This is a genomic window from Curtobacterium sp. 458, from assembly GCF_030406605.1.
In the GTDB taxonomy this organism is placed as follows: Bacteria; Actinomycetota; Actinomycetes; order Actinomycetales; family Microbacteriaceae; genus Curtobacterium.
On sequence record NZ_CP129104.1, the window covers coordinates 1,190,811 to 1,213,060 of the forward strand.

Consider the following 22,250-nt stretch of genomic DNA (forward strand, 5'->3'; position numbering starts at 1 on the left):
CTCCCGGCGACCGTCCGTCACGCGGCCGGGTCGGGGACCTGCACCTGCGTCCACTCGCCGCGACGGTGCAGGGCGCCCCCGCCGGCGGGCTGGCGCCCGACCATCCACTTCGGCACCTTCTGTCCGAACAGCTGCGTCCCCATCAGGGCGCTCGTCGGGGAGAGCAGCATGCCCTCCTGGGTGCGTCGGACCTCGCCGTACGGGCCGGAGAAGGTCTTCGCGGCGGCGTCCGGGTTCGTCGCGACGACGAACACGAACCGCGCCTTCTCGCCCATCAGCGAGTTCTCGAGCGGGGTGTTCGACACCAGTTCGGCGTCGTCGACGAGCACGGTGACGGGCACGGACGGGTCGTCGTACCGGCCGAGCGCCGGGGCGAGGTCCATGAACCCCATCGGGTCGGTGAGGAGCGGCACGCCGACCTCGCGCGCCCAGGTCGTGAAGACCGAGTCCTTCGTGGCGACGGCGATCACCGGCCTGCCGGTCCACACGAGCTGGTGCGCGATCGCGGTGAGCGTCGTCGACCGGCCCGTGCCGCGTTCACCGACGACCTGAAACCCGCCCGCGGCCGGCCAGTCCAGGGTGATGCGCGCGAGCTCGTCGCCGCCGACGCCGATCGTCGGACCGTCGGGGGTCGAGCGCGCCGCGACGGGGAGGTCCTGCGAGTCGGCGAGCGAGATGCGGGACGGCAGGGCGTCGACGCGGAACGGGCGAGGGCCGGCGACGCCACGGGCGTCCGTGGTGCCCGAGGCGTCGGTCTGCTCCGTCCAGCGCAGCCGCGCGGTCTCGACCGCCCCGCGGAGCGCGGCTGCCTGGGTCTCGGCAGAGGCGTCCTGGCCGAGCACGGCGAGCTGCGCCTCGCGCACGGTCGGTCCGAAGAACACCCGGCCGGGTGGCACGCTCTCGGGCAGCTCACGGACCATGACGCCCGCACCGCGGTAGTCGTTCGTGTCACGCATCGGCAGGACGTACTGCTCGCTGATGAAGCCCGCGATCTTGTCGGCTGACACGGTCCGGTCGCCGGTGACGGCCACGCGGATGCCGGCCGCAGGGCCCTCGCGGAGGACCCGGGTCATCTGGTCGCGGATCGGCAGGAGGTCCTCGGGCTGCATCGAGCTCGTGGCGCGGTCCCAGCCGTCCACCCCGACGACGATGTAGGGCAGCCGCTCGGCGTCGGACGCGGCGGCGCGACGCTGCTCGACGATGGTGCCGACAGCAGCCTGGGACAGCACCGACTGGCGGCGTGCGAGTTCGGCGACGAGGCGGTCCGTGAGCCGGGGCAGGCGGGACGGCTCGAGCGGGGTCACGACGGCGCCGGTGTGGGGTGCCTGCGCGAGCGGGAGCAGCCCGCCGTTGCCGTGGTCGATGACGTAGAGGTGCAGGTCGGCCGGGCTCATCCGCTCGACGGCCTGCGCGAGCACGGTCCGGAGCGCGGTGGTGCGGCCGGAGAGCGCCGCTCCGAGGAAGAGCAGGTGCGTGCCGGCCTCGAGGTCCCAGACGAGGGGACGCTGCGTCTGCTGGCCGGGGACGTCCTCGATGCCGAGCGTGATCGTGGTCGGCGCCCCGGTGCCGCCGGCGACCTGTGCCAGGGGGAGCAGCGCGGGCAGCGGCATGAGCCACGGCGAGGCGTTCTTCGGGATGCCCATCGCCTCGGTGGCGCGGGTGACGACGTCCACCAGCGCACGGAGGTCGGTGTCGTCGTGGTCGACCGGTGCCGCCGCGTGCCGCTTCACGGGGAACCGCGGCGGGTAGGCGAGCCCCTCCCAGTCGACGGAGGCGACCTTCGGCAGCTGGCGCTGGACCCGCTGGACGCCCTGCCGGATGCCGGCGACGCGTGCGGTCTGGAAGCCGCTCGGCAGCGCACCGAGCCCGGCGCGGACGAACCCGCGGCCGGGCGTCGACTGGCTGATGAGCGCGGCTTCGGGGGAGCCGAGCACGTCGGTGGAGTCGGCACGGTCGGTGACGCGGAGCGCGACGCGGAGGTTGATGTTCGACTGCATCTCGGGCGTGATGACACCGCTCGGACGCTGGGTGGCGAGGACGAGGTGCACGCCGAGCGACCGGCCGACGCGTGCGATGCGGACGAGGCCGTCGATGAAGTCGGGGTGCTCGGTCTTCAGCTCGGCGAACTCGTCGATCACGATCATGAGCCGTGCGAGACCGTTCCGCGCCGCGGCGTCGGGGTCCTTCGCCCACGCGGCGTCGACGTCCTTCACGTTCAGCTCGGGGATCCGCAGCGCGGTCTCCCGGCGCTTCAGTTCGGCGTCGAGCGACGTCAGGGCGCGCTCGGTCTCGCGGGCGTCCAGGTTCGTCACCATGCCGACGGTGTGCGGCAGGCGGGAGCAGTCCGCGAAGGCCGACGCGCCCTTGTAGTCGACGAGCACGAAGTTCAGCGCGTCCGGTCGGTTCGCCATCGCGAGCGACACGACGAGCGCCTGCAGGAACTCCGACTTGCCGGACCCCGTGGTCCCCGCGACGAGGGCGTGCGGCCCGTCCGCGGCGATGTCGATCGCGAACTCGCCGTCTGCGCTCGCGCCCACGACGACGTGCGTCCGGCGGGGCGACCGCTCCCACCGGGCGACGATCGGCGCGGGGTCTTCGAGGTCCACGCCGAGCAGGTCGACGTAGCGGACGCTCGTCGGGAGCATGCCCTCGTCGCCGACGCCCGAGACGTGGCGGATGGAGCACAGGCTGCGGGCGATGCGCTCGGCGGTCGGGACCGACAGGCCGTCGAGCAGGACGGAGGAGTGGTACGCGGCGTCGGACTCCAGCCGGGCGAGCGACCGGTCGTCGGGGTCGACGGCGAGCACCGTCCGGGACTCCTCGGGCAGTCGGGCACGGTCGGTGTCGAGCGCGATGACGTGCACGCCGACGCGGGCGCCCTGCTCGAGGACCTGCACCATGCCCGGCAGCGTCCGGTACTCGCGCGCGCCGTCGACCACGACGACGACGTCGGTGTCGAAGTCGCCGGCGCTCACGGTCGACCCGGCGCGGGTGCGGACCTGCACGAGTGCGGCGAGGTCGCGCAGTCGCTCCCGGCGCGAGTCGTCCGTGTTGCCGATGAGCGTGAGCGCACCGTCCTCGGCCTGCTGCGTGTGCGGGAGCCACTGCGTCCACGCCCACTCCGGGGCCGCGTCGTCACCGCAGACCACGACGACGGCGGTGTCGCGCGGGGACCGCAGCGTGGCGACGGCGGCGAGCGCCGACCGGACGACCGCGCGCGTCACGTCCGTGGGTCCGGCGATCCCGACGACCCCGGCGCCGAGGTCGATCGACACCGGCGCCGGAGCGACGCCGACGTGGTGTGCACCGGTGTGCTTCGACACTCCGCCCTGGAAGTTCGCGGCGAGCGGCACCTCGGCGACGCCGACGCGCACGTGGAGGGCGTCGGCGTCGCGCTTCCGTCGCTCCCACAGCCGCGCGAGCGGCCGCGTGGCGATGTCACGCACCACCACCGGGTCGACGCTGCGGTACCAGGAGTCGAGGCGCTGCTCCTTCACGAGCCCGGCGATCCGCACCCGGGTGTCGGCGATGTCCTGCCGCCACTCCTCGAACGTCTTGATCCCCTTCTTCTTCGCCCGCGACCGCTGCGTGAGGAAGGTCCCGACGACCATCACGGGCGACGCGGCCGCCATCATGAGCATGATCGGGCGGGCGAAGACGATCGCCATCGTGACACCGAGGACGACCGGGATCACCGCGGACAGCCACGGCATCGGGGTCTTGTCGACGTCGTCGGGCTGGTCACCCGGGAGCACCACGGTCGGCGGCACGGCGGGCGGCATGATCCGTGACGTCCTGTTGAAGCCGCGCATCCCGACCTCGTCCGGCGCGAGGTCCGCGTCCGCGAACGGCTCGATCCCGATGCGGAACACCGAGCTGCCGATCTGGACGACGTCGGCGGGCACGATGTCCGTGCTGCCGGTGACGTCGCGGCCGTTCACGGCGACCCCGGGCGCGTCGTCGATGACGGTGAGGACGGCGCGGAGGGGCCCAGCGCCGACCGGCGCGATCCCGGTGGGCGTCGAGGCCGGTGCTCCCTGGTCGACCGAGACCGTGGCGTGGTGCGGTCGGAGGTACGGGTCGGCGACGCACAGCTCCGTGTCGCCCGAGCTGCCGATGCGCAGCGGGCCGTCGAGCGGCAGCGGCACGGTCTCGCCCGCGAACGGGCCGCCGACGACCTCGAGCCGCGGGCGCCCGGGGGGCAGGTCGCTCGGTGTCCGCGCGGGCAGGGTCGAGCCGTTGAGGATGCCCGCCTCGGCCAGCGACGCCGACGGTCCCGCACCGGGTGCGACCGCGGCGGGGTCGACGCCGAGCCCGGCCGCCACCTCGCCGACGCTCGTCACGTCGGTCGCGTCCACGACGAAGGTCGTGTCGGCGCCGCGGCGCGTCGGGTCCTGCAGGCTGAGGCGGAGCGTCATCGGCTGCCTTCCGTGATGCGGTCGAGGTCGGTCAGGAGCGGGGTGAGGAGGCCGGTCTGCCCGCGGTCGGCGGCGTCGTCCTCGGACGGCAGGGTCGCCACGACGCTCCGGGTGCTCCGGGTGCCGAGGCCGGTCTGGAGGCCCGTGGCCGGGTACCGCGCGCCGGTCGCGGTCGGCTCGCCCTCCTCCGGCGCGAGGGTGCCGGTCGCGGTCGCCGCCGTGCGGCTCCCGGAGCGTGGCAGCACCGTGACGCTGCCGGTCGCCTGGTCGCCCGAGGCGGTGCGGACGTGGAACGAGAACTGGTCGGCGCGGGTCATGGTGCCCGAGGGGCGGTAGGTCGCGACGCCCCGGTCGGTGCAGACGACCGTGCCCGTGACCGCGGAACCGCAGTCCGAGAACAGCACCCGTCCCTTCCGGGCCGAGGCGAGGGAGGACAGGTCGATGCGGAGCGTGCCGTCCGCACCGAGGCGCCGCACGGTGTCCTGCGCGGCGAGGTCGCTGCGACCGGCCTCGACGAACACGAGCCGGACGGTCGCGGAACCGCTGCCGCCCTGGTCGTCGGTCGCGCGCAGCCGGACGGACGCCGTGCCGGTCCACTCAGACGGCGGACGGACCACGAGGCCGGTGCTCGTCACGGTGGCGACGACCCCGGCGGGCTTCGCGGAGACGACCTGCATCGCCGGACCGGCTGCACAGCCGTCGCACCGGATCCCGAGGTCGCTGTACGGCACGGTCGCCGTCGTGCCCTGCTCGAACGGGTGGTCGTAGGTCTGCTCCTGCAACGAGGGAGCGGACGGGGGCTCCAGCGACACCAGGTACGTGACGTCGAGGTCGATCGCTCCGTTGCGTTCGGGCACGGTCATCGTCACCGTTCCGAAGTCTGCCCGGAACCCCTTCGAGGTCAGGCTGAGGGAGTCCGACGAGCACGCCGCGGTGAGGCCCGTCGGCACGTTCACGCGGCCGCAGTCCGACACCGACCAGCCGTCACCGAGGGACACCTCGGCTTTCCCGACGTACGGGACCGCGATCCGGACCGGGTCGTCGGCGCCCTGGCCCGACCGGGAGTCCTGGTCCGGACCGGCCGCCTGCCGGGCGGAGGCGGCGACGGCGGGGGAGGACGTGCCTCCCGGCAGGGTCTGCGGCAGCACCAGTGCCAGCGCGACCAGCGCGACCGAGCCGGCCACGACGCGGCGCCGCACCCGACCGCCTGCTTCCTGCTGCCCCCGGAACACGCCCTTATGATAGGCGGCGCACCGTCCACGGGGAGGATCGCCGCATGAGCACGACGTCGTCGCGTCCCGGCGTGCCGGACGTCCCCGTCATCCCGCCCGTGCCGTCGGCTCCGTCGCCCGAGCACCGTCGGGAGCGTTCCTCGGGTGCCCGGCTCGGCTGGGACCCCGGTCAGCCCACCCTCTACGAGCAGTGGGGTGTCCCCGCTCCGGCGCCGAAGCGCTCGATGGGATCGGACATCGGGGTGCTCCCCGAACTCGAGCAGACCGAGACGACCCGGCGGCCGCTGTGGAAGCACCCCGCGTTCATCGTCTCGGCCGTGCTGGCCCTCGTCGCCGTCGCGATGGCGGTCGTGATGATCGTCCACGCCGTGACCGCGGAGGGGCCCCCGAAGGTGCGGGACCTCGCGATCGAGTCCGGTTCCGGCAACGTCCACGTCTCGTGGAGCGGGCCGGACGTGGCGTGGTCGGTCTACGTCGTCGAACCGGGCACGAAGCCGGTGGACGTGACCGCGCAGGCACGGGGTACCGAGCTGTGGTTGCCGACCTCGGGCGGGCTGTACGACGCCGACTCCTGCTTCGTCGTCCGTGCCACCGCCGCGAACCAGGGGAAGGCCGTCCCGACCGACGCCGGGACCCGGTCGTCGCAGGGAGCGGACCAGGTCTGCCTGGGCGATGCGGGCTGACCGTGGACGGTCCCCCGGCGTGCGGCCGCGCGGTGGGACCGTCGCGCTCGTCGGGACGGCGCTCGCCGCGGTCCTCACCCTGACCGGCTGCTCGGGTGCGGACCCCGCGGACGTCGCGGTCACCCCGACCGCGACCGGCTTCGGCGGCCAGGCGCCCGTCGACGGCAGCCGCAACGGCATCGAGACCGTCGACGGCCGCACCGCGCTGCGGGAGGTCCTGCGGGCCGCCCGGTCGTCGTCCGTCGTCGCGACCGGCACCGTCACGGAACTCGTCCCGGACCCCGAGGCACGGGAGGGTTCCGGCGACACCGTCCCCGGACGCACGGTGCGCTTCACCTACCGTGGTGTGCCCGACGACTCCTCGCTGCAGCTCAGCGTCGGCGGGGTCACCCTCGATGCCCGACGCCGTGGGGACGATGTGTACGTGCGCGGCAACGCGGCGTTCGCCGAACGGACCGGACTCGACGAGGCGACCGCCGGCAGGGTGTGCGTCCCGGCGGGGTCGGCGACCCTCCGGACCTTCGCGCCCTTCACCGAACCCGACGACCTGCTCCGCACCGTCCTCGGGGCGGACGGTGACGTGACGCTGCACCCCGGCGCGGTGAGCGGCACCGGGGAGGACGCCCGGGCGCAGGTCGTCGTCGCGAGCGGATCGTCACCGGTCGGCGCACTCGAGGTGTCGGCGGTGGGGGAGCCGGTCCCCTACACGCTCAGTGCCGCGGACGGGACGGGCACGGTGTCGATGTCCTTCCGGTCCTGGGGAGCCGACCTCGAGCTGCCGGACCCGGACGACGTCGTCCGGGCCTGCTGACCCGAGCCGGCTGACCGGGCGCGTCGCGGCGTGGCAGCGACAGCTCAGTGCGCCCCTGCGCGGTGCTGCGGGTGCGGCGGCCGTCGCCCCTCCCGCCGCCGCCCGTCAGCCCGCCGCGCGTCAGCCCGCCGCGCGCCGCGCCCGGTGCGCCCGGACCTTCGCCCGGTTGCCGCACCGCTGCATCGAGCACCACCGACGGGTGCCCCCGCGGGACGAGTCGTAGAACACGAGCCCGCAGTCCTCGGCCGAGCACCGGCTCAGCCGTGTCGGTCGTCCGTCGGCCTCGGCGTCGTCGAACCCGACCTCGGTGAGGAGCGCGACGGCGTCCCGCGCGACGCTCGACAACGCCTGCGCCAGGCGGACCCGGTTCGCCCCGGCGCGACGGCGACCACCCGGGAGGCTCGGCGGCACGTCCGGCAGCGCCGCGAACAGGTTCACCGTGTCGATGTCGTCGGGAGCCGGCCGGGTCCGCCCGGTCCCGGCGCGGAGTCCCGCCGCCACCGCGGTCCGCTCGGCGGCCGTCGACGCGGGAGCCGGGGCAGCGGCCACCGCGAGCCGGGCGATCGCCGCCCGCAGTGCTCGGGCGTCCTGCAGCTCGCGCGCTGTGGCGCCGACGTCGATCGGCTCGGTGTGGTCACCGAGCCACTCGTCGAGGTCGGCCGGCGTCGCGAGGAGCTCACCGAGCTGCGAGCGGGGGCGGCGTCCGTCCGGGTCGTCCGCGAAGCCCCCGGTGTGCGCGAAGTCGAGGGCGATCCGTCCGGCGTCGAAGAACCAGGACGATCCGGCGTCCGTGCGGATGTGCTGCCCCGTGTGCATCCGCCCAGGCTAACGGGTTACCGCCTCCGCACCAGCGGGAGCCGTCGACCGCCGTTGCCAGGTGATGACGTTCCGGGCGTCGAACCGCCGGGAGCACTTCGCGCACGACAACAGCCGGGTGGGCGTCCGGTACCGGACGTGTTCGTGCCCGGCCGGGCACGCACCGACCCACGGCGCGAGCTCGGTCGCCACGGGGCCGTCGTAGAGCCGCGAACCCGTGTACCCGATCGCCGCGGCCGTCCGCCGCCACACCGGACCGTGGGCAGCCCGTGCCCCGGCGAGCGCGTGGGCGATCTCGTGCAGCAGCACCTGGTCGGCGTCCTCGTCCGAGAACCGCGCGGCCAGGTGCCGGCTCACCGTGATGCGCCGTTTCGTGAAGTCGCACTGCCCGGCCCGCGTCTTCGCGTGGTCGAACGCGAACGTCCAGGTCGGGTCGAGGTGCTCCGCCATGAGCCCGGCGGCGCGCTGACGGACGGCGTCGAGCCGCTCCGTCATCGTTCCGGGCGCGGGTCCGCCTGGCCCTTCCGCGCGGCACGCGCCGCGATGCGTCCCCAGATGTCATCCGCCTCGGTGCGGGCCGCGTCCGGCGCACCCAGCACCCGACGTCGGACCCGCGGCTCCTGCTCCGCGACCTGCGGTTCCGGACGGGAGGCCCGTGGCGCCGCCTCGACGTCGTCCTCCGCCCGGCGGGCGGCAACGTCGCGGGCCGTTCGGGGCTTCTCCGGCTGGTCGTCGGTGGTCGAGATGGCGGCGCGCATCGCTGCCTCGACCGCGGTGCGCAGGGCATCGGTGCGCTCCGACGGCGCCCCGGCCTGGCGGAACGCCTGGTAGGCGCGGGACAGGGCCGAGCGGGCCTCCTCGAAGCGGCCGCTCTCGAAGAGCGACCAGCCCTCGAGCTCGGCGGCGGCGCCCTCGAGCTCCGGCCACTCCTCGGTGCGTGCGGTGTCCCGGGCGAGGGCGGCCTCGGTGGCGGCGCGCTCGTGGCGACCGAGGTCGTGCAGCACGTGCGCGCGACGGATCCGGGCGGCGACCTTGTCCTGACGCTCCCCGGTGAACATCGTCAGGCGGAAGACCTCTTCCGCGACGACGAGCGACTCGTCCAACCGACCGAGCAGGCGCAGGAGTTCGGCCCGCTCCGCGAGGGCCTCGGTACTGCGGCTCTGCCCGAGGTCACGGAGGCGCTGCTGCACGGCCTCAGCGTCGACCGCGGGGCGCAGACTGATCGGCGCGAACGTCGAACCCGGGCTCACCCCGGCGGTGACGGGCGCCGCGTGGCGGCCGTCACGGGCGCGGTCGGTCCGGTCGTGCGGCTGCGGGTTCTCGGGCGGGAGGGACATCGGTTCGAGGGTAACCGCGCTCCGCCGAGAGCGAGCGGTGCCACGCGCACGGGGGTCACCCGGACGTGGAACGGCCCGCCGTGCCGGAGCACGACGGGCCGTCGACGGACGTCGCACTCGACGTCAGTTCCCACCGCCGACTGCAGCCGCTGCAGCGACACCGATGTACGTCGCGAAGGTTGCGATCGTGGCGACGACCGCGAGGATCACCGCGAACACGCCCCAGCCCCGCCCGCGCTTCGTGACGATCGCGATGATGCCCTGCACGAGCGCCCAGAGGCCGAGGATCGCCGCGATGCCGATCACGATGCCGCCGACCGCGAACTGTCCGGTCACGGTCGGGTCGTTCATGAGCTGCTGCTGGAGCTGCGACTGGTCCGGGGTCGATCCGTCGGTCGGCACGAGGTCCTTGATCGCGTCGCTGCTCGCCAGCGCCGCGCCGATCAGGTACCCGCCGACGACACCCACGATGAGCGAGACCAGCCCGAGGAAGAACGCGACCACGCCGACGGTCTTCTTCTTCGCGGGCTTCGGCTCGTCGTACTGCTGCCACGAGGGTCCGCCGTGGTTCGTCGCTGCCGCGGCGGCGTAGGGCTGTTGCTGGTGGTCGTGGTTCCACGCGGGTGCGCCCGACCGGTCGTCGTGCTGGCCCTGCCCGTACTGCGACTGGCCGTACTGGCCCTGCTGCTCGCGGTACTGCTCGCTGCCGTACTGCGGCGCGGCCGTCTGCTCCCCGTACTGCGGCGAGGACGCGGGTTCGGCGCGCTCCCCGTACCGCGGGGTGGTGTCGCCCTGCTCGCCGTACCGCGGGGCGTCAGCGGAGGAGGCGTCCGGCGCGGACCCCCAGCTCGGCGCCTGGCCGTCGGCCGGCCGGTCCTGGTTGCTCCGGTCGTCGTTCGTCATGGCGTGCGGTCCCTTCGCTCGGTCGTGCCCTGCACGGTCGTTCAGCCCATCCTGCCCGTCCTGTCCGCTGAACGCCCGACAACGCCGCCGGAGGGTGCACCGCCCCGGCGTCAGCCCCCGAACACGCTCCGGTTCGGCTCGGGCGACGCCACCGCCGTCTGGTCGGTGACGATCGGCGCCCCGGCCACGAACGCCCGCAGCTCCGCGCCGTGCACGACCTTCGCCGGCATCGGGTCCGAGGAGTACCGCCGCGGCATGTCCGCCACGGGCAGGTCCGTCGGGGAGCCGAGCAGCACGATGTTCCCGAACCGACGGCCCTTGAGCATCCCGGTGTCCGCGACGGCCGCGACCGACGGCAGCACGGACTGCAGCGTCGACGCCTGCCCTCGCGCGAAGGCGAGACCCGCGCCGTCCGCGACGTTCACGGCGACGATCCCCGTCGGCGAGAGGAACGCCGCCACCGCGCGGTAGAACTCGACGCTCGTCACGTGCGCGGGGATCTGCGACCCGCCGAACACGTCCACCACGACGAGGTCGACCGAACCCCGCAGACCAGCGGGCAGCTTCGAGAGGACCTCGCGCGCATCGCCGTACCGCACCCGGATGGAGGCGCCGCGGGGGAACGGCAGCACGGCCCGGACCTGGTCGACGAGGTCCCGCTCCAGCTCGATCACCTGCTGCCGCGAGCCCGGCCGGGTCACCGCGACGTACCGGGGGAGCGTGAGCGCCCCCGCCCCGAGGTGCAGCGCCGTGATCGGGCCGGCCGGCAGCAGGTCGATCGCGTGCCCGATGCGCCGGATGTACTCGAACGCCAGGTGCGTGGGGTCCTCGAGGTCGACGTGCGACTGCGGCGTCCCGTCGACCACGAGCGTGTACGACCCGGGCCGGTGCTTGTCCGGCTCCACGACCGCGTACCCCGCACCGATCCGGAACCCGTCGAACGCATCAGCCATGCCCCAATGGAACACCACCGCGGATCCCCACCCGCACCCCCACCCCTGGTTGGTGTGCCCGCGGACGCCAGCGAACGAGGCTGGGGACACCCCGACGGGAACCCCGCCGGACGCCGACGGGAACCCCCCGCCGGACCCCGAACGGAAAGGTCCACCCGATGTCCGCCCAGCTCGTCGTCAACGTCCTCCTCGGTCTCGCCCTCGTCGGCTTCCTCGCCTACCGGCAGGCCACCTGGCAGTACCTCGACCCGACCCGCATCTGGCGCACGCCGCTGGTCATGGGCGTCGTCGGCGTCGTGGTCCTCGCGAACTCCGGCGTCACCGTCACCACGGCCGACGTCGTGTTCCTCGCGATCGAGGCCCTCGTCACGATCGGCGTCGGCCTGACCATGGGGAGCATCACCCGGTTCCGCACCGTGTCGACCCCGGACAGCAAGGGCCGCACGCTCCAGTCCCGCACCGGTTGGACCGGCGCCGCGCTCTGGGTCGTCCTCATCGTCGTGCGCATCGGCCTCGACGTCCTCGGCGGCCACCTCGGCGCCCACCTGCTCACCTCGACCGGCACGATCCTGCTCGTCCTCGCCCTGAACCGTGCCGCCCGGGCCGTCGTCGTCGACCAGCGGATCCCCGGCGGCAGCGCCCGTCGCACGAGCGGCATGATGGTCCGGTGACCATGCTCGCCGAGCCCGAGCGGGCCGACCTCCCCCGCGGTGCCGGGGGCGGCCGGCCCCGTTCCGGTGTCGCGTGGGGGCTCAACGCGCTCGGGGTCGCCGTCGTCGGCTTCTGGTTCGTCAAGAACGGCACCGGCCTCCACCACCCCGCGTGGGTGTGGGTCGTCGGGGGTGTGGCGCTCGCCGCCTGGGTCCTCCGCGAGTTCGGCCGCTCCACCCGCACGGTCCTCGCTACCGGCGCGCTCATGGTCCTCGCGGGGTCCGTCGTGGTCGTGCCGACCGACTCGCTCCTCATCGTGCCGGTCATCGTCGGCATCGTCCTGCTCGGCGCCACCCTCACCGTCCCGGTCTGGGTCGGTGCCGTCGCGGCCGTGGTGTCCCTCGCCGTGATCGCCGTGTCCGCCACGGTGCTGCACGCGTCCGTCCAGTTCGTCCTCGGCACGAGCGCCGGCCTCCTCCTCGGCGTCCTCATCGGATTCAGCCGCCGGCAGTTCCGGGTGGCCGAGCAGCGCTCCCGCGAGGCCCTCGCCGAGCAGCAGCGCGCCGCCCTCCTCGCGGACCGCTCCCGCGCCGCGCGGGACATCCACGACGTCCTCGCGCACTCCCTCGGCGGGCTCGTGCTCCAACTCGACGCGGTCGAGGCCCTCCTCGAGGCCGGCCGCGTCGACGAGGCCGCCCGCCGCGCGGGCGAGGCGCGGACGCTCGCCGCGGACGGCCTCGCCGAGGCCCGCCGGGCCGTGCACGCCCTCCGCGACGACGCGGACACCGAGCCGCAGGCCGACGTCGAGGCGCCGAGCCGCGCCTCCCGGCTGGAGACGCTGCTCGAGGACCACCGGTCGTTCGGCGGCACGGTCCACGCGCAGGGGGACGAGGCGCTCGCCGACCTCGACGCGGCGCACCGCGCCGCCGTGGTCCAGGTCTGCCGGGAGGCCCTCAGCAACGCCCGCAGGCACGCCCCGGGCCGCCCCGTGGCCCTGTCGGTGGTCCGGGACGGCTCCGCCGTGTCCGTCACGGTCACGAACCCGCTCGGCTCCGACGGCCACGGGATCACGGGCATGCGGGAGCGCCTCGCGGAGCTGGGCGACGACTCGACGGTCGACGCCGGGATCCGCGACGGGGCGTTCGTCGTCGCGGTGCGCGTGCCCGTCGCGGACCGGGCGGGGGAGTCGTCGTGACGATCCGGGTGCTCGTCGTGGACGACCAGGCGATCGTCCGCGACGGGCTGGTGACGGTGCTGTCGCTCGTGCCCGACCTCGAGGTCGTGGGCGAAGCCGCCGACGGTGCCGAGGCCGTGGAGGCCGTCGGGCGCGACCGCCCGGACGTCGTGCTGATGGACCTCCGCATGCCCGGGGTCGACGGCCCGACCGCGACCGCACGCATCACGGCGGCGCACCCGGAGGTCGGCGTGCTCGTGCTCACCACCTTCGCCGACGACGACTCGATCGTGACGGCGCTCCGGGCCGGAGCCCGCGGGTACCTGACGAAGGACGCGGGTCGGACCGAGATCGCCACCGCCATCCGAGCGGTCGCGTCCGGCCAGGCCACGTTCGACGCCTCGGTCGGGGCGCGGCTCGTCGCGCAGCTGGGAGGCCCTCCGTCAGCATCGGCGGCGCCGTCGCCGGGCGTGCGCGACCGCTTCCCGGACCTGACCCCACGTGAGGCGGACGTCCTCGAGCGGATCGCCGCGGGCCGGTCGAACCCGGAGATCGCCGCCGAGCTGTTCCTGACGGTCCCGACCGTGAAGTCCTACGTGAACCAGGTGTTCGCGAAGATCGGGGTCCGCAGTCGAGCGGAGGCCGTCGCCCTCGTGCTGCGCTCCTGACGCTGCACCGCGCTCCCCGGCCACCGTCGCCGTCCGCCCAGCCCGCGCCAAGGGACGTCACGTACCGTTCACCCGGTCGTCACCCGGACCGTGTCGATGCCAGCGGCCCCACACCGCCCGCGTCCACCCTCCGCCGTGACCGCGACGTGCCCGCCCGGCCGACCCCACCGACCGGTGCCCGCACGTCGTCGGCGCGTCGCTGCGCCGCCGTCCGGTGCGCCCTGCGTGCCGGGCCGCCCGCCGCGTGCGCAGAGCACGCCGTCCCGTGCCAGCAGGAGCCCCCGCATGACCGACACCCTGAGCGTCCCGACCCTGGGACTGACCACCGCGACCCGACCCCGCACGGCGACCCGTGCCTCCCGGCCGGTCCACGGCGACCACGATGTCGCACCCGCCTGGATGCGCGCGACCGGTGCGGTCCTGCTGCTCGGCGGCCTCGCGCTGTCGAGCGCGGTGCTGGCCTGGCCCGGTGACGCACCCGAGGCCGCGCTCCTCGTCCCGGGAGTCGTGGCGGTCGTCACCGGCTTCCTGCTCGTGCTCGCCCGGACCGGCGTCACCGTGACCGACGACCACGTGGTGCTGCGCTTCCGCCCGTTGCCCGCACGGCGGATCGACCGCTCCCGGATCGTGGACGTGCGTCTCGTCGAGGCGGACGCGTCGACGTTCGGCGGCATCGGGCTGCGCCGCGCGCACGGCGTGCGCGCCCTGCTCCTGACGCCGGGACTGGGCGTCGAGATCACCGACGAACGCGGCCGCGTGACGTTCGTCCGGACCGCGCGCCCCGAGGCGACGTACCGCGCGCTCGCGGCCTGACCACGGCGGAATGAACGACCGGTCCACCGGCTTATACACGTCATCGACGAAGAAGGTCAAGCCAGGACTGGACACCGGGGGACAAGCCGACCTATGATGACAGTTCGCGCTCCCTGGCTCGTCGTGTCGTCATATTGCGGTCGACCGTCGGTTCACATCGAACCCGCCTGGTGACGCCGGACCCGTATATGGCGGCGGGTCCCGCTCACTCCGATCATCGCACAGGTCGCATCCCACGGATGCGCACCGTTCCCCGTGTGTTGGTCACCAGGTCGCGCTGAAGCGTCAATCCACCCACCAACGTGCTGCTCGTCAGTACCGGCCCGACGGGGCCTACCGGAGGTCACACCCTTGGCTGCTGCGCCCAACGCATCCACCAACCCCAAGAACGGTCGCAACCACTCGCGACTCTCGTTCGCCAAGATCACGGACACCCTCACGGTTCCTGATCTGCTCGCCCTCCAGACGGAGAGCTTCGACTGGCTCGTCGGCAACGACGTGTGGAAGGCCCGACTCGCAGAGGGGCAGGAGCAGGGTCGCACCGACCTCGCGCTGCACTCCGGGCTCGAGGAGATCTTCGAGGAGATCTCCCCGATCGAGGACCTCGGCGAGACCATGCAGCTCGGCTTCACGTCGCCCGAGCTCGAGGACCCGAAGTACTCGATCGACGAGTGCAAGGAGCGTGGCAAGACCTACGCTGCGCCGCTCTACGTCAACGCCGAGTTCATGAACCACATGACCGGTGAGATCAAGACGCAGACCGTCTTCATGGGCGACTTCCCGCTCATGACCGAGCGCGGCACGTTCATCATCAACGGCACCGAGCGCGTCGTCGTCTCGCAGCTCGTCCGTTCCCCGGGCGTGTACTTCGAGCGCGCGCAGGAGAAGACCTCCGACAAGGACATCTACTCCGCCCGCGTCATCCCGTCGCGCGGTGCCTGGCTCGAGTTCGAGATCGACAAGCGCGACCAGGTGGGCGTGCGCATCGACCGCAAGCGCAAGCAGTCCGTCACGGTCTTCCTCAAGGCCCTCGGCCTGACGAGCGAGGAGATCCTCGACGAGTTCCAGGGCTTCGCCTCGATCGAGTCGACCCTCGAGAAGGACGCCATCCTCACGAAGGAAGAGGCGCTCAAGGACATCTACCGCAAGCTCCGTCCGGGCGAGCAGGTGGCGGCCGAGGCGGCGCGTGCGCTCCTCGACAACTTCTACTTCAACCCGAAGCGCTACGACCTGGCGAAGGTGGGCCGGTACAAGCTCAACCGCAAGCTCGGCATCGACGCGCCGCTGAGCGACTCGGTGCTGACCGTCAAGGACATCGTCGCGACGATCAAGTACCTCGTCTCGCTGCACGCCGAGCGCACCACCATCGACGGTGTCCGCGACGGCGAGCCGGTGCAGCTCCGCCTCGACGTGGACGACATCGACCACTTCGGCAACCGTCGCATCCGTGCCGTCGGTGAGCTCATCCAGAACCAGGTCCGCACCGGTCTGTCCCGCATGGAGCGCGTCGTCCGCGAGCGCATGACCACGCAGGACATCGAGGCGATCACGCCGCAGACCCTGATCAACGTGCGCCCCGTCGTCGCCGCGATCAAGGAGTTCTTCGGGACGTCCCAGCTGTCGCAGTTCATGGACCAGAACAACCCGCTGGCGGGCCTGACGCACAAGCGTCGTCTCTCCGCCCTCGGCCCGGGTGGTCTGTCCCGTGAGCGTGCCGGCGTCGAGGTCCGCGACGTCCACCCGTCGCACTACGGCCGCATGTGCCCGATCGAGACCCCGGAAGGCCCGAACATCGGTCTGATCGGCTCGCTCGCGTCGTTCGGTCGGATCAACTCCTTCGGCTTCATCGAGACCCCGTACCGTCGCGTCGTCGACGGCCAGGTCACGACGCAGATCGACTACCTGACCGCGTCCGAGGAAGACGACTTCGTCGTCGCCCAGGCCAACGCGCCGCTCACCGACTCCTTCCACTTCCAGGACGACAAGGTGCTCGTCCGGAAGAAGGGCGGCGAGGTCGAGCTCGTCGGCAAGGACGAGGTCGACTACATGGACGTCTCCCCGCGCCAGATGGTGTCGGTCGCGACGTCGCTCATCCCGTTCCTCGAGCACGACGACGCGAACCGCGCCCTCATGGGTGCGAACATGCAGCGCCAGGCCGTGCCGCTGCTCCGTTCCGAGTCGCCGCTCGTCGGCACCGGCATGGAGGGCTACACCGCGATCGACGCCGGTGACGTCGTCACCGCGGACAAGGCCGGTGTTGTCTCCGAGGTCTCGGCCGACGCCGTGACCCTGCAGCTCGACGAGGGCGGCACGCAGACCTACTACCTGCGCAAGTTCGACCGCTCGAACCAGGGCACGAGCTACAACCACCGCGTCATCGTCTCCGCAGGCGAGCGGGTGGAGCAGGGCGAGGTCATCGCCGACGGCCCCGCGACGGAGAACGGCGAGCTCGCGCTCGGCAAGAACCTCCTCGTCGCGTTCATGCCGTGGGAGGGCTACAACTACGAGGACGCGATGATCCTGTCGCAGAACCTCGTGAAGGACGACACGCTCTCCTCGATCCACATCGAGGAGTACGAGGTCGACGCCCGCGACACCAAGCTCGGCAAGGAAGAGATCACCCGCGACCTCCCGAACGTCAGCCCGGACCTCCTGGCCGACCTCGACGAGCGCGGCATCATCCGCATCGGCGCCGAGGTCCGCCCCGGCGACATCCTGGTCGGCAAGGTCACGCCGAAGGGCGAGACCGAGCTCTCCGCCGAGGAGCGCCTGCTCCGCGCGATCTTCAACGAGAAGTCGCGCGAGGTGCGCGACACCTCGCTGAAGGTGCCCCACGGTGAAGAGGGCACGATCATCGGCGTCAAGGTGTTCGACGCGCAGGACGGCGACGACGAGCTCGGCTCCGGCGTCAACCAGCGCGTGGTCGTCTACATCGCCCAGAAGCGCAAGATCACCGCGGGTGACAAGCTCGCCGGTCGTCACGGCAACAAGGGCGTCATCTCGACGATCCTGCCGGTCGAGGACATGCCGTTCCTCGCGGACGGCACCCCGGTCGACATCGTCCTGAACCCGCTCGGCGTCCCCGGCCGCATGAACTTCGGCCAGGTCCTCGAGATCCACCTCGGGTGGCTCGCGAAGCAGGGCTGGAACGTCGAGGGCATCCAGGAGTGGGCCGAGGCCCTCCCCGAGGCCGCCCGCCACGCGGAGCCCGGCACGAAGGTCGCCACCCCGGTGTTCGACGGTGCGTACGAGCGTGAGATCGAGGGCCTCCTCGACAGCACCCTCCCGAACCGCGACGGTGAGCGCCTGATCGGTTCGTCCGGCAAGGCGCAGCTCTTCGACGGTCGCTCCGGCGAGCCGTTCCCGGAGCCCGTCTCGGTTGGCTACATGTACATCCTCAAGCTGCACCACCTGGTCGACGACAAGATCCACGCGCGTTCGACCGGTCCGTACTCGATGATCACGCAGCAGCCGCTGGGTGGTAAGGCGCAGTTCGGTGGACAGCGCTTCGGTGAGATGGAGGTGTGGGCGCTCGAGGCGTACGGCGCCGCCTACGCCCTCCAGGAGCTCCTGACGATCAAGTCCGACGACATCCTCGGCCGCGTGAAGGTCTACGAGGCGATCGTCAAGGGCGAGAACATCCAGGAGCCCGGCATCCCGGAGTCGTTCAAGGTCCTCATGAAGGAGATGCAGTCGCTCTGCCTGAACGTCGAGGTCCTCTCGGCCGACGGCCAGGCGGTCAGCCTCCGCGACACGGACGACGAGGTCTTCCGTGCCGCCGAAGAGCTCGGCATCAACATCTCCTCGCGGTTCGAGTCGTCGTCCGTCGACGACATCTGATCCCGCCCGTACTCGTAACGAATCCAGCTAGAGAGAAGAACATTGCTCGAAGCAACTTCATTTGACGCACTGCGGATCGGTCTCGCCACGGCCGAGGACATCCGCCAGTGGTCGTACGGCGAGGTCAAGAAGCCGGAGACCATCAACTACCGCACCCTCAAGCCCGAGAAGGACGGTCTGTTCGGCGAGCAGATCTTCGGTCCGTCCCGCGACTGGGAGTGTGCCTGCGGCAAGTACAAGCGCGTCCGGTTCAAGGGCATCGTCTGCGAGCGCTGCGGCGTCGAGGTCACCAAGTCCTCGGTCCGCCGTGAGCGCATGGGCCACATCGAGCTCGCCGCGCCCGTCACGCACATCTGGTACTTCAAGGGCGTCCCGTCGCGCCTCGGGTACCTGCTCGACATGGCGCCGAAGGACCTCGAGAAGGTCATCTACTTCGCCGCGTACATGATCATCGACATCGATGAAGAGGGCCGTCACGCCGACCTCCCGGGGCTCGAGAACGAGATGCGTCTCGAGATCAAGACCCTCGAGGGCCAGCGCGACTCGATCATCGCCGACCGCCTCAAGAAGCTCGAGGACGACCTCGCAGCGCTCGAGGAGGAGGGCGCCAAGGCCGACGTCAAGCGCCGCACCAAGGACACCGCCGAGAAGGAGATGTCCCAGGTCCGCAAGTCGTTCGACGAGGACATCACCCGCCTCGAGCGCGTGTGGGAGGACTTCCGCAACCTCAAGGTGGGCGACCTCAAGCCCGAGGACGCCGTCTTCCACGAGCTGCAGGACCGCTTCGGCATCTACTTCGACGCCTACATGGGCGCCGAGGCGATCAAGCTCCGTCTCGAGGCCTTCGACCTGGCCGCCGAGGCCGAGTCGCTGCGCCTGCAGATCGCCGAGGGCAAGGGCCAGAAGAAGATCCGCGCGATCAAGCGTCTGCGTGTGGTCTCCTCCTTCCTCGCCACCGGCAACTCGCCGGCCGCGATGGTGCTCGACGTCGTCCCGGTCATCCCGCCGGAGCTCCGCCCGATGGTGCAGCTCGACGGTGGCCGCTTCGCCACGTCGGACCTCAACGACCTCTACCGTCGTGTGATCAACCGCAACAACCGTCTCCGCCGCCTGCTCGACCTCGGTGCCCCCGAGATCATCGTGAACAACGAGAAGCGCATGCTGCAGGAGGCCGTCGACGCGCTGTTCGACAACGGTCGTCGTGGTCGTCCGGTCACGGGTACCGGCAACCGCGCCCTCAAGTCCCTGAGCGACATGCTCAAGGGCAAGCAGGGTCGCTTCCGCCAGAACCTGCTCGGCAAGCGCGTCGACTACTCGGGCCGTTCGGTCATCATCGTCGGCCCGCAGCTCAAGCTCCACCAGTGCGGTCTGCCGAAGCAGATGGCCCTCGAGCTGTTCAAGCCGTTCGTCATCAAGCGCCTCATCGACCTGTCGCACGCGCAGAACATCAAGTCGGCCAAGCGCATGGTCGAGCGTTCGCGCCCGCAGGTGTGGGACGTCCTCGAGGAGATCATCCGCGAGCGCCCCGTGCTGCTGAACCGTGCGCCGACGCTGCACCGTCTGGGCATCCAGGCGTTCGAGCCGCAACTGGTCGAGGGCAAGGCCATCCAGCTCCACCCGCTCGTGTGTGCTGCGTTCAACGCGGACTTCGACGGTGACCAGATGGCCGTGCACCTGCCGCTCTCGGTGGAGGCCCAGGCCGAGGCCCGCATCCTCATGCTCGCCTCGAACAACATCCTCAAGCCGTCCGACGGCCGCCCGGTGACCCTGCCCGCACAGGACATGATCATCGGTCTGCACCACCTCACGACCGTCCGCGAGGGCGCCGTGGGTGAGGGCCGTGCGTTCTCGTCCGTCGCCGAGGCGATCCTCGCGAAGGACCAGGGCACGCTGCACCTCAACGCGCTCGTCAAGATCCGCATGTCCGACGTGTACTTCGCCGAGGGCGAGGCACCGGAGGGCTACGTGCAGGGCGAGCCGGTGCTGCTCGAGACCACGCTCGGCCGTGCGCTCTTCAACGAGACCCTCCCGGCGAACTACCCGTTCGTCCAGAAGGTCACCGACAAGGGCGTGCTCTCCGCGATCGTCAACGACCTCGCAGAGCGCTACTCCAAGACCGAGACGGCCGCCGCGCTCGACCGGATCAAGGACGCCGGCTTCTACTGGGGCACCCGCTCCGGTGTGACCGTCGCGCTCTCGGACGTCGTGACGCCTCCTCGCAAGAAGGAGATCATCGCGGGCTACGAGGTCCAGGCCGCCAAGGTCCAGGGCGAGTTCGACAAGGGCCTGATCACCGACGCGGAGCGCCGCGCCGACCTGATCAAGATCTGGACCGAGGCCACGAACGAGATCGCGCAGGAGATGCGCGACAACTTCCCGGTCGACAACACCATCAACCGCATGGTCTCGTCGGGTGCTCGTGGTAACTGGCTGCAGGTGCGCAACATCGCCGGTATGCGTGGTCTGGTGAACAACCCGAAGGGTGAGATCATCGCCCGCCCGATCATCAACTCGTACCGCGAGGGCCTGACCGTGGCGGAGTACTTCATCGCCACGCACGGTGCCCGCAAGGGTCTGGCGGACACGGCTCTCCGTACCGCCGACTCGGGCTACCTGACCCGTCGTCTCGTGGACGTCTCACAGGACGTCATCATCCGCGAGGACGACTGCGGCACGACCCGCGGTCTCGAGCTGCCGATCGCGACGAAGGGTGCCGACGGCGCCCTGGTCCGCGACCCGCGCGTCGAGAACACCGTGTACTCGCGCACCCTGGCCACCCCGGCCGTGGACGCGCAGGGCACGGTCGTCGCCGAGGCCGGTGAGGACGTCGGTGACGTCCTGATCGACAAGCTCATCGCGGCCGGTGTCGAGAGCATCAAGGTGCGCTCGGTCCTGACCTGTGAGTCGGCCATCGGTGTCTGCGCGAAGTGCTACGGCCGTTCGCTCGCCACGGGCAACCTGGTCGACATCGGCGAGGCGGTCGGCATCATCGCCGCCCAGTCCATCGGTGAGCCCGGTACCCAGCTGACGATGCGTACCTTCCACACGGGTGGTTCGGCGTCGGCCGACGACATCACGCAGGGTCTGCCCCGCGTGACCGAGCTCTTCGAGGCCCGCACCCCGAAGGGCGCGTCCCCGATCGCCGAGGCCCCCGGCCGCGTCGTCATCGAGGACACGGACAAGGGCCGTCGGATCATCCTCACGCCGGACAACGGCGACGAGCCGTTCATCTACCCGGTGCTCAAGCGTGCGACGCTCCTCATCGAGGACAACCAGCACGTCGAGCTCGGCGAGCAGTTCATCGCTGGCACCGTCGACCCGAAGGAAGTCCTCCGCGTCAAGGGTGTCCGTGAGGTCCAGAAGCACCTCGTCAACGGTGTGCAGGACGTGTACGGCTCGCAGGGCGTGCCGATCCACGACAAGCACATCGAGGTCATCGTGCGCCAGATGCTCCGCAAGGTCACCGTCGTCGACCACGGCGACACCGACCTGCTCCCGGGCGAGCTCGTCGACCGTTCGCGGTACAACGAGCTCAACCGTGCGGCGCTGCAGGAGGGTCGCAAGACCGCTTCCGCTCGCCAGGAGGTCATGGGCATCACCAAGGCGTCCCTCGCGACCGAGTCGTGGCTGTCCGCCGCGTCCTTCCAGGAGACCACCCGCGTCCTCACGCAGGCGGCCATGGAGGGCAAGCAGGACCACCTCGTCGGCCTCAAGGAGAACGTCATCATCGGTAAGCTCATCCCCGCCGGGACGGGCCTCAGCCGGTACCGCGACGTGGACGTGAACGCGACCGAGGAAGCGAAGGCCGAGCGGTACCCCAACCGCATCTTCGCGGACGACTCGTCGTTCTCGGACGCCGATCTGAGCTTCGTCGACTTCGACAGCTTCTCGTCGGACGACTTCACCCCGGGTACCTACAACTGAGTCTGAAGTGATCCACGAAGGGCCCCG

General features: G+C 71.7%; 15 protein-coding genes. 8 read left to right on the forward strand and 7 right to left on the reverse strand.

Annotation, left to right across the window (positions count from 1 at the left end; all coding sequences use genetic code 11):
• Positions 1 to 17: 17 nt before the first annotated feature.
• Entirely contained in the window at positions 18 to 4,418 is a 4,401-nt protein-coding gene (locus tag QPJ90_RS05945; protein WP_290133541.1) for an FtsK/SpoIIIE domain-containing protein, read from the reverse strand.
• Positions 4,415 to 5,650, reverse strand: a complete 1,236-nt coding sequence (locus QPJ90_RS05950) for a hypothetical protein (RefSeq protein WP_290133542.1) — start codon at positions 5,648 to 5,650, stop codon at positions 4,415 to 4,417. The genes QPJ90_RS05945 and QPJ90_RS05950 overlap by 4 nt, the downstream gene beginning before the upstream one ends.
• A gap of 44 nt (positions 5,651 to 5,694) precedes the next feature.
• Here QPJ90_RS05950 and QPJ90_RS05955 point away from each other — a divergent pair, with 44 nt between their 5' ends.
• Complete coding sequence (locus QPJ90_RS05955; RefSeq protein WP_290133543.1) at positions 5,695 to 6,333, forward strand: hypothetical protein; 639 nt, start codon at positions 5,695 to 5,697, stop codon at positions 6,331 to 6,333.
• 19 nt (positions 6,334 to 6,352) lie between these two features.
• A complete protein-coding gene (locus QPJ90_RS05960; RefSeq protein ID WP_290133544.1) occupies positions 6,353 to 7,144 on the forward strand; it encodes a hypothetical protein in 792 nt (263 codons plus the stop codon).
• 120 nt (positions 7,145 to 7,264) lie between these two features.
• On the opposite strand, the gene QPJ90_RS05965 is transcribed toward QPJ90_RS05960, so the two are convergent.
• The 5 genes from QPJ90_RS05965 to QPJ90_RS05985 all read right to left on the reverse strand — a co-directional run bounded on the left by QPJ90_RS05965 (position 7,265) and on the right by QPJ90_RS05985 (position 11,153).
• On the reverse strand, positions 7,265 to 7,960 hold the full coding sequence (locus QPJ90_RS05965; RefSeq protein ID WP_290133545.1) for a CGNR zinc finger domain-containing protein: 696 nt from the start codon (positions 7,958 to 7,960) through the stop codon (positions 7,265 to 7,267).
• Between the two features lie 9 nt (positions 7,961 to 7,969).
• Positions 7,970 to 8,455: a SprT-like domain-containing protein gene (locus tag QPJ90_RS05970; RefSeq protein WP_290133546.1), complete on the reverse strand. Its 486-nt coding sequence runs from the start codon at positions 8,453 to 8,455 to the stop codon at positions 7,970 to 7,972.
• Positions 8,452 to 9,297 (reverse strand): hypothetical protein, encoded by an 846-nt coding sequence (locus QPJ90_RS05975; protein WP_290133547.1) that lies wholly within the window; start codon positions 9,295 to 9,297, stop codon positions 8,452 to 8,454. Before QPJ90_RS05975 ends, QPJ90_RS05970 begins: the two co-directional genes overlap by 4 nt.
• 123 nt (positions 9,298 to 9,420) lie before the next feature.
• Positions 9,421 to 10,200, reverse strand: a complete 780-nt coding sequence (locus QPJ90_RS05980) for a DUF308 domain-containing protein (RefSeq protein WP_290133548.1) — start codon at positions 10,198 to 10,200, stop codon at positions 9,421 to 9,423.
• A gap of 110 nt (positions 10,201 to 10,310) precedes the next feature.
• Positions 10,311 to 11,153 carry a fused MFS/spermidine synthase gene (locus tag QPJ90_RS05985; RefSeq protein ID WP_290133549.1) on the reverse strand — a complete coding sequence of 281 codons (843 nt, stop codon included), beginning with the start codon at positions 11,151 to 11,153 and terminating at the stop codon, positions 10,311 to 10,313.
• A gap of 158 nt (positions 11,154 to 11,311) precedes the next feature.
• Here QPJ90_RS05985 and QPJ90_RS05990 point away from each other — a divergent pair, with 158 nt between their 5' ends.
• The 6 genes from QPJ90_RS05990 to rpoC all read left to right on the forward strand — a co-directional run bounded on the left by QPJ90_RS05990 (position 11,312) and on the right by rpoC (position 22,223).
• Positions 11,312 to 11,824, forward strand: coding sequence for a hypothetical protein (locus QPJ90_RS05990; RefSeq protein WP_290133550.1), 513 nt, complete (start codon positions 11,312 to 11,314; stop codon positions 11,822 to 11,824).
• A 2-nt stretch (positions 11,825 to 11,826) separates the two neighbouring features.
• Positions 11,827 to 12,999 (forward strand): histidine kinase, encoded by a 1,173-nt coding sequence (locus tag QPJ90_RS05995; RefSeq protein WP_290134178.1) that lies wholly within the window; start codon positions 11,827 to 11,829, stop codon positions 12,997 to 12,999.
• Complete coding sequence (locus QPJ90_RS06000; RefSeq protein WP_290133551.1) at positions 12,996 to 13,646, forward strand: response regulator transcription factor; 651 nt, start codon at positions 12,996 to 12,998, stop codon at positions 13,644 to 13,646. Before QPJ90_RS05995 ends, QPJ90_RS06000 begins: the two co-directional genes overlap by 4 nt.
• A gap of 285 nt (positions 13,647 to 13,931) precedes the next feature.
• Positions 13,932 to 14,459, forward strand: coding sequence for a hypothetical protein (locus QPJ90_RS06005; RefSeq protein ID WP_290133552.1), 528 nt, complete (start codon positions 13,932 to 13,934; stop codon positions 14,457 to 14,459).
• Positions 14,460 to 14,810: 351 nt separating this feature from the next.
• Positions 14,811 to 18,299: a DNA-directed RNA polymerase subunit beta gene (gene rpoB / locus QPJ90_RS06010; RefSeq protein WP_290133553.1), complete on the forward strand. Its 3,489-nt coding sequence runs from the start codon at positions 14,811 to 14,813 to the stop codon at positions 18,297 to 18,299.
• A 42-nt stretch (positions 18,300 to 18,341) separates the two neighbouring features.
• Entirely contained in the window at positions 18,342 to 22,223 is a 3,882-nt protein-coding gene (rpoC, locus tag QPJ90_RS06015; protein ID WP_290133554.1) for a DNA-directed RNA polymerase subunit beta', read from the forward strand.
• Positions 22,224 to 22,250: the final 27 nt, after the last annotated feature.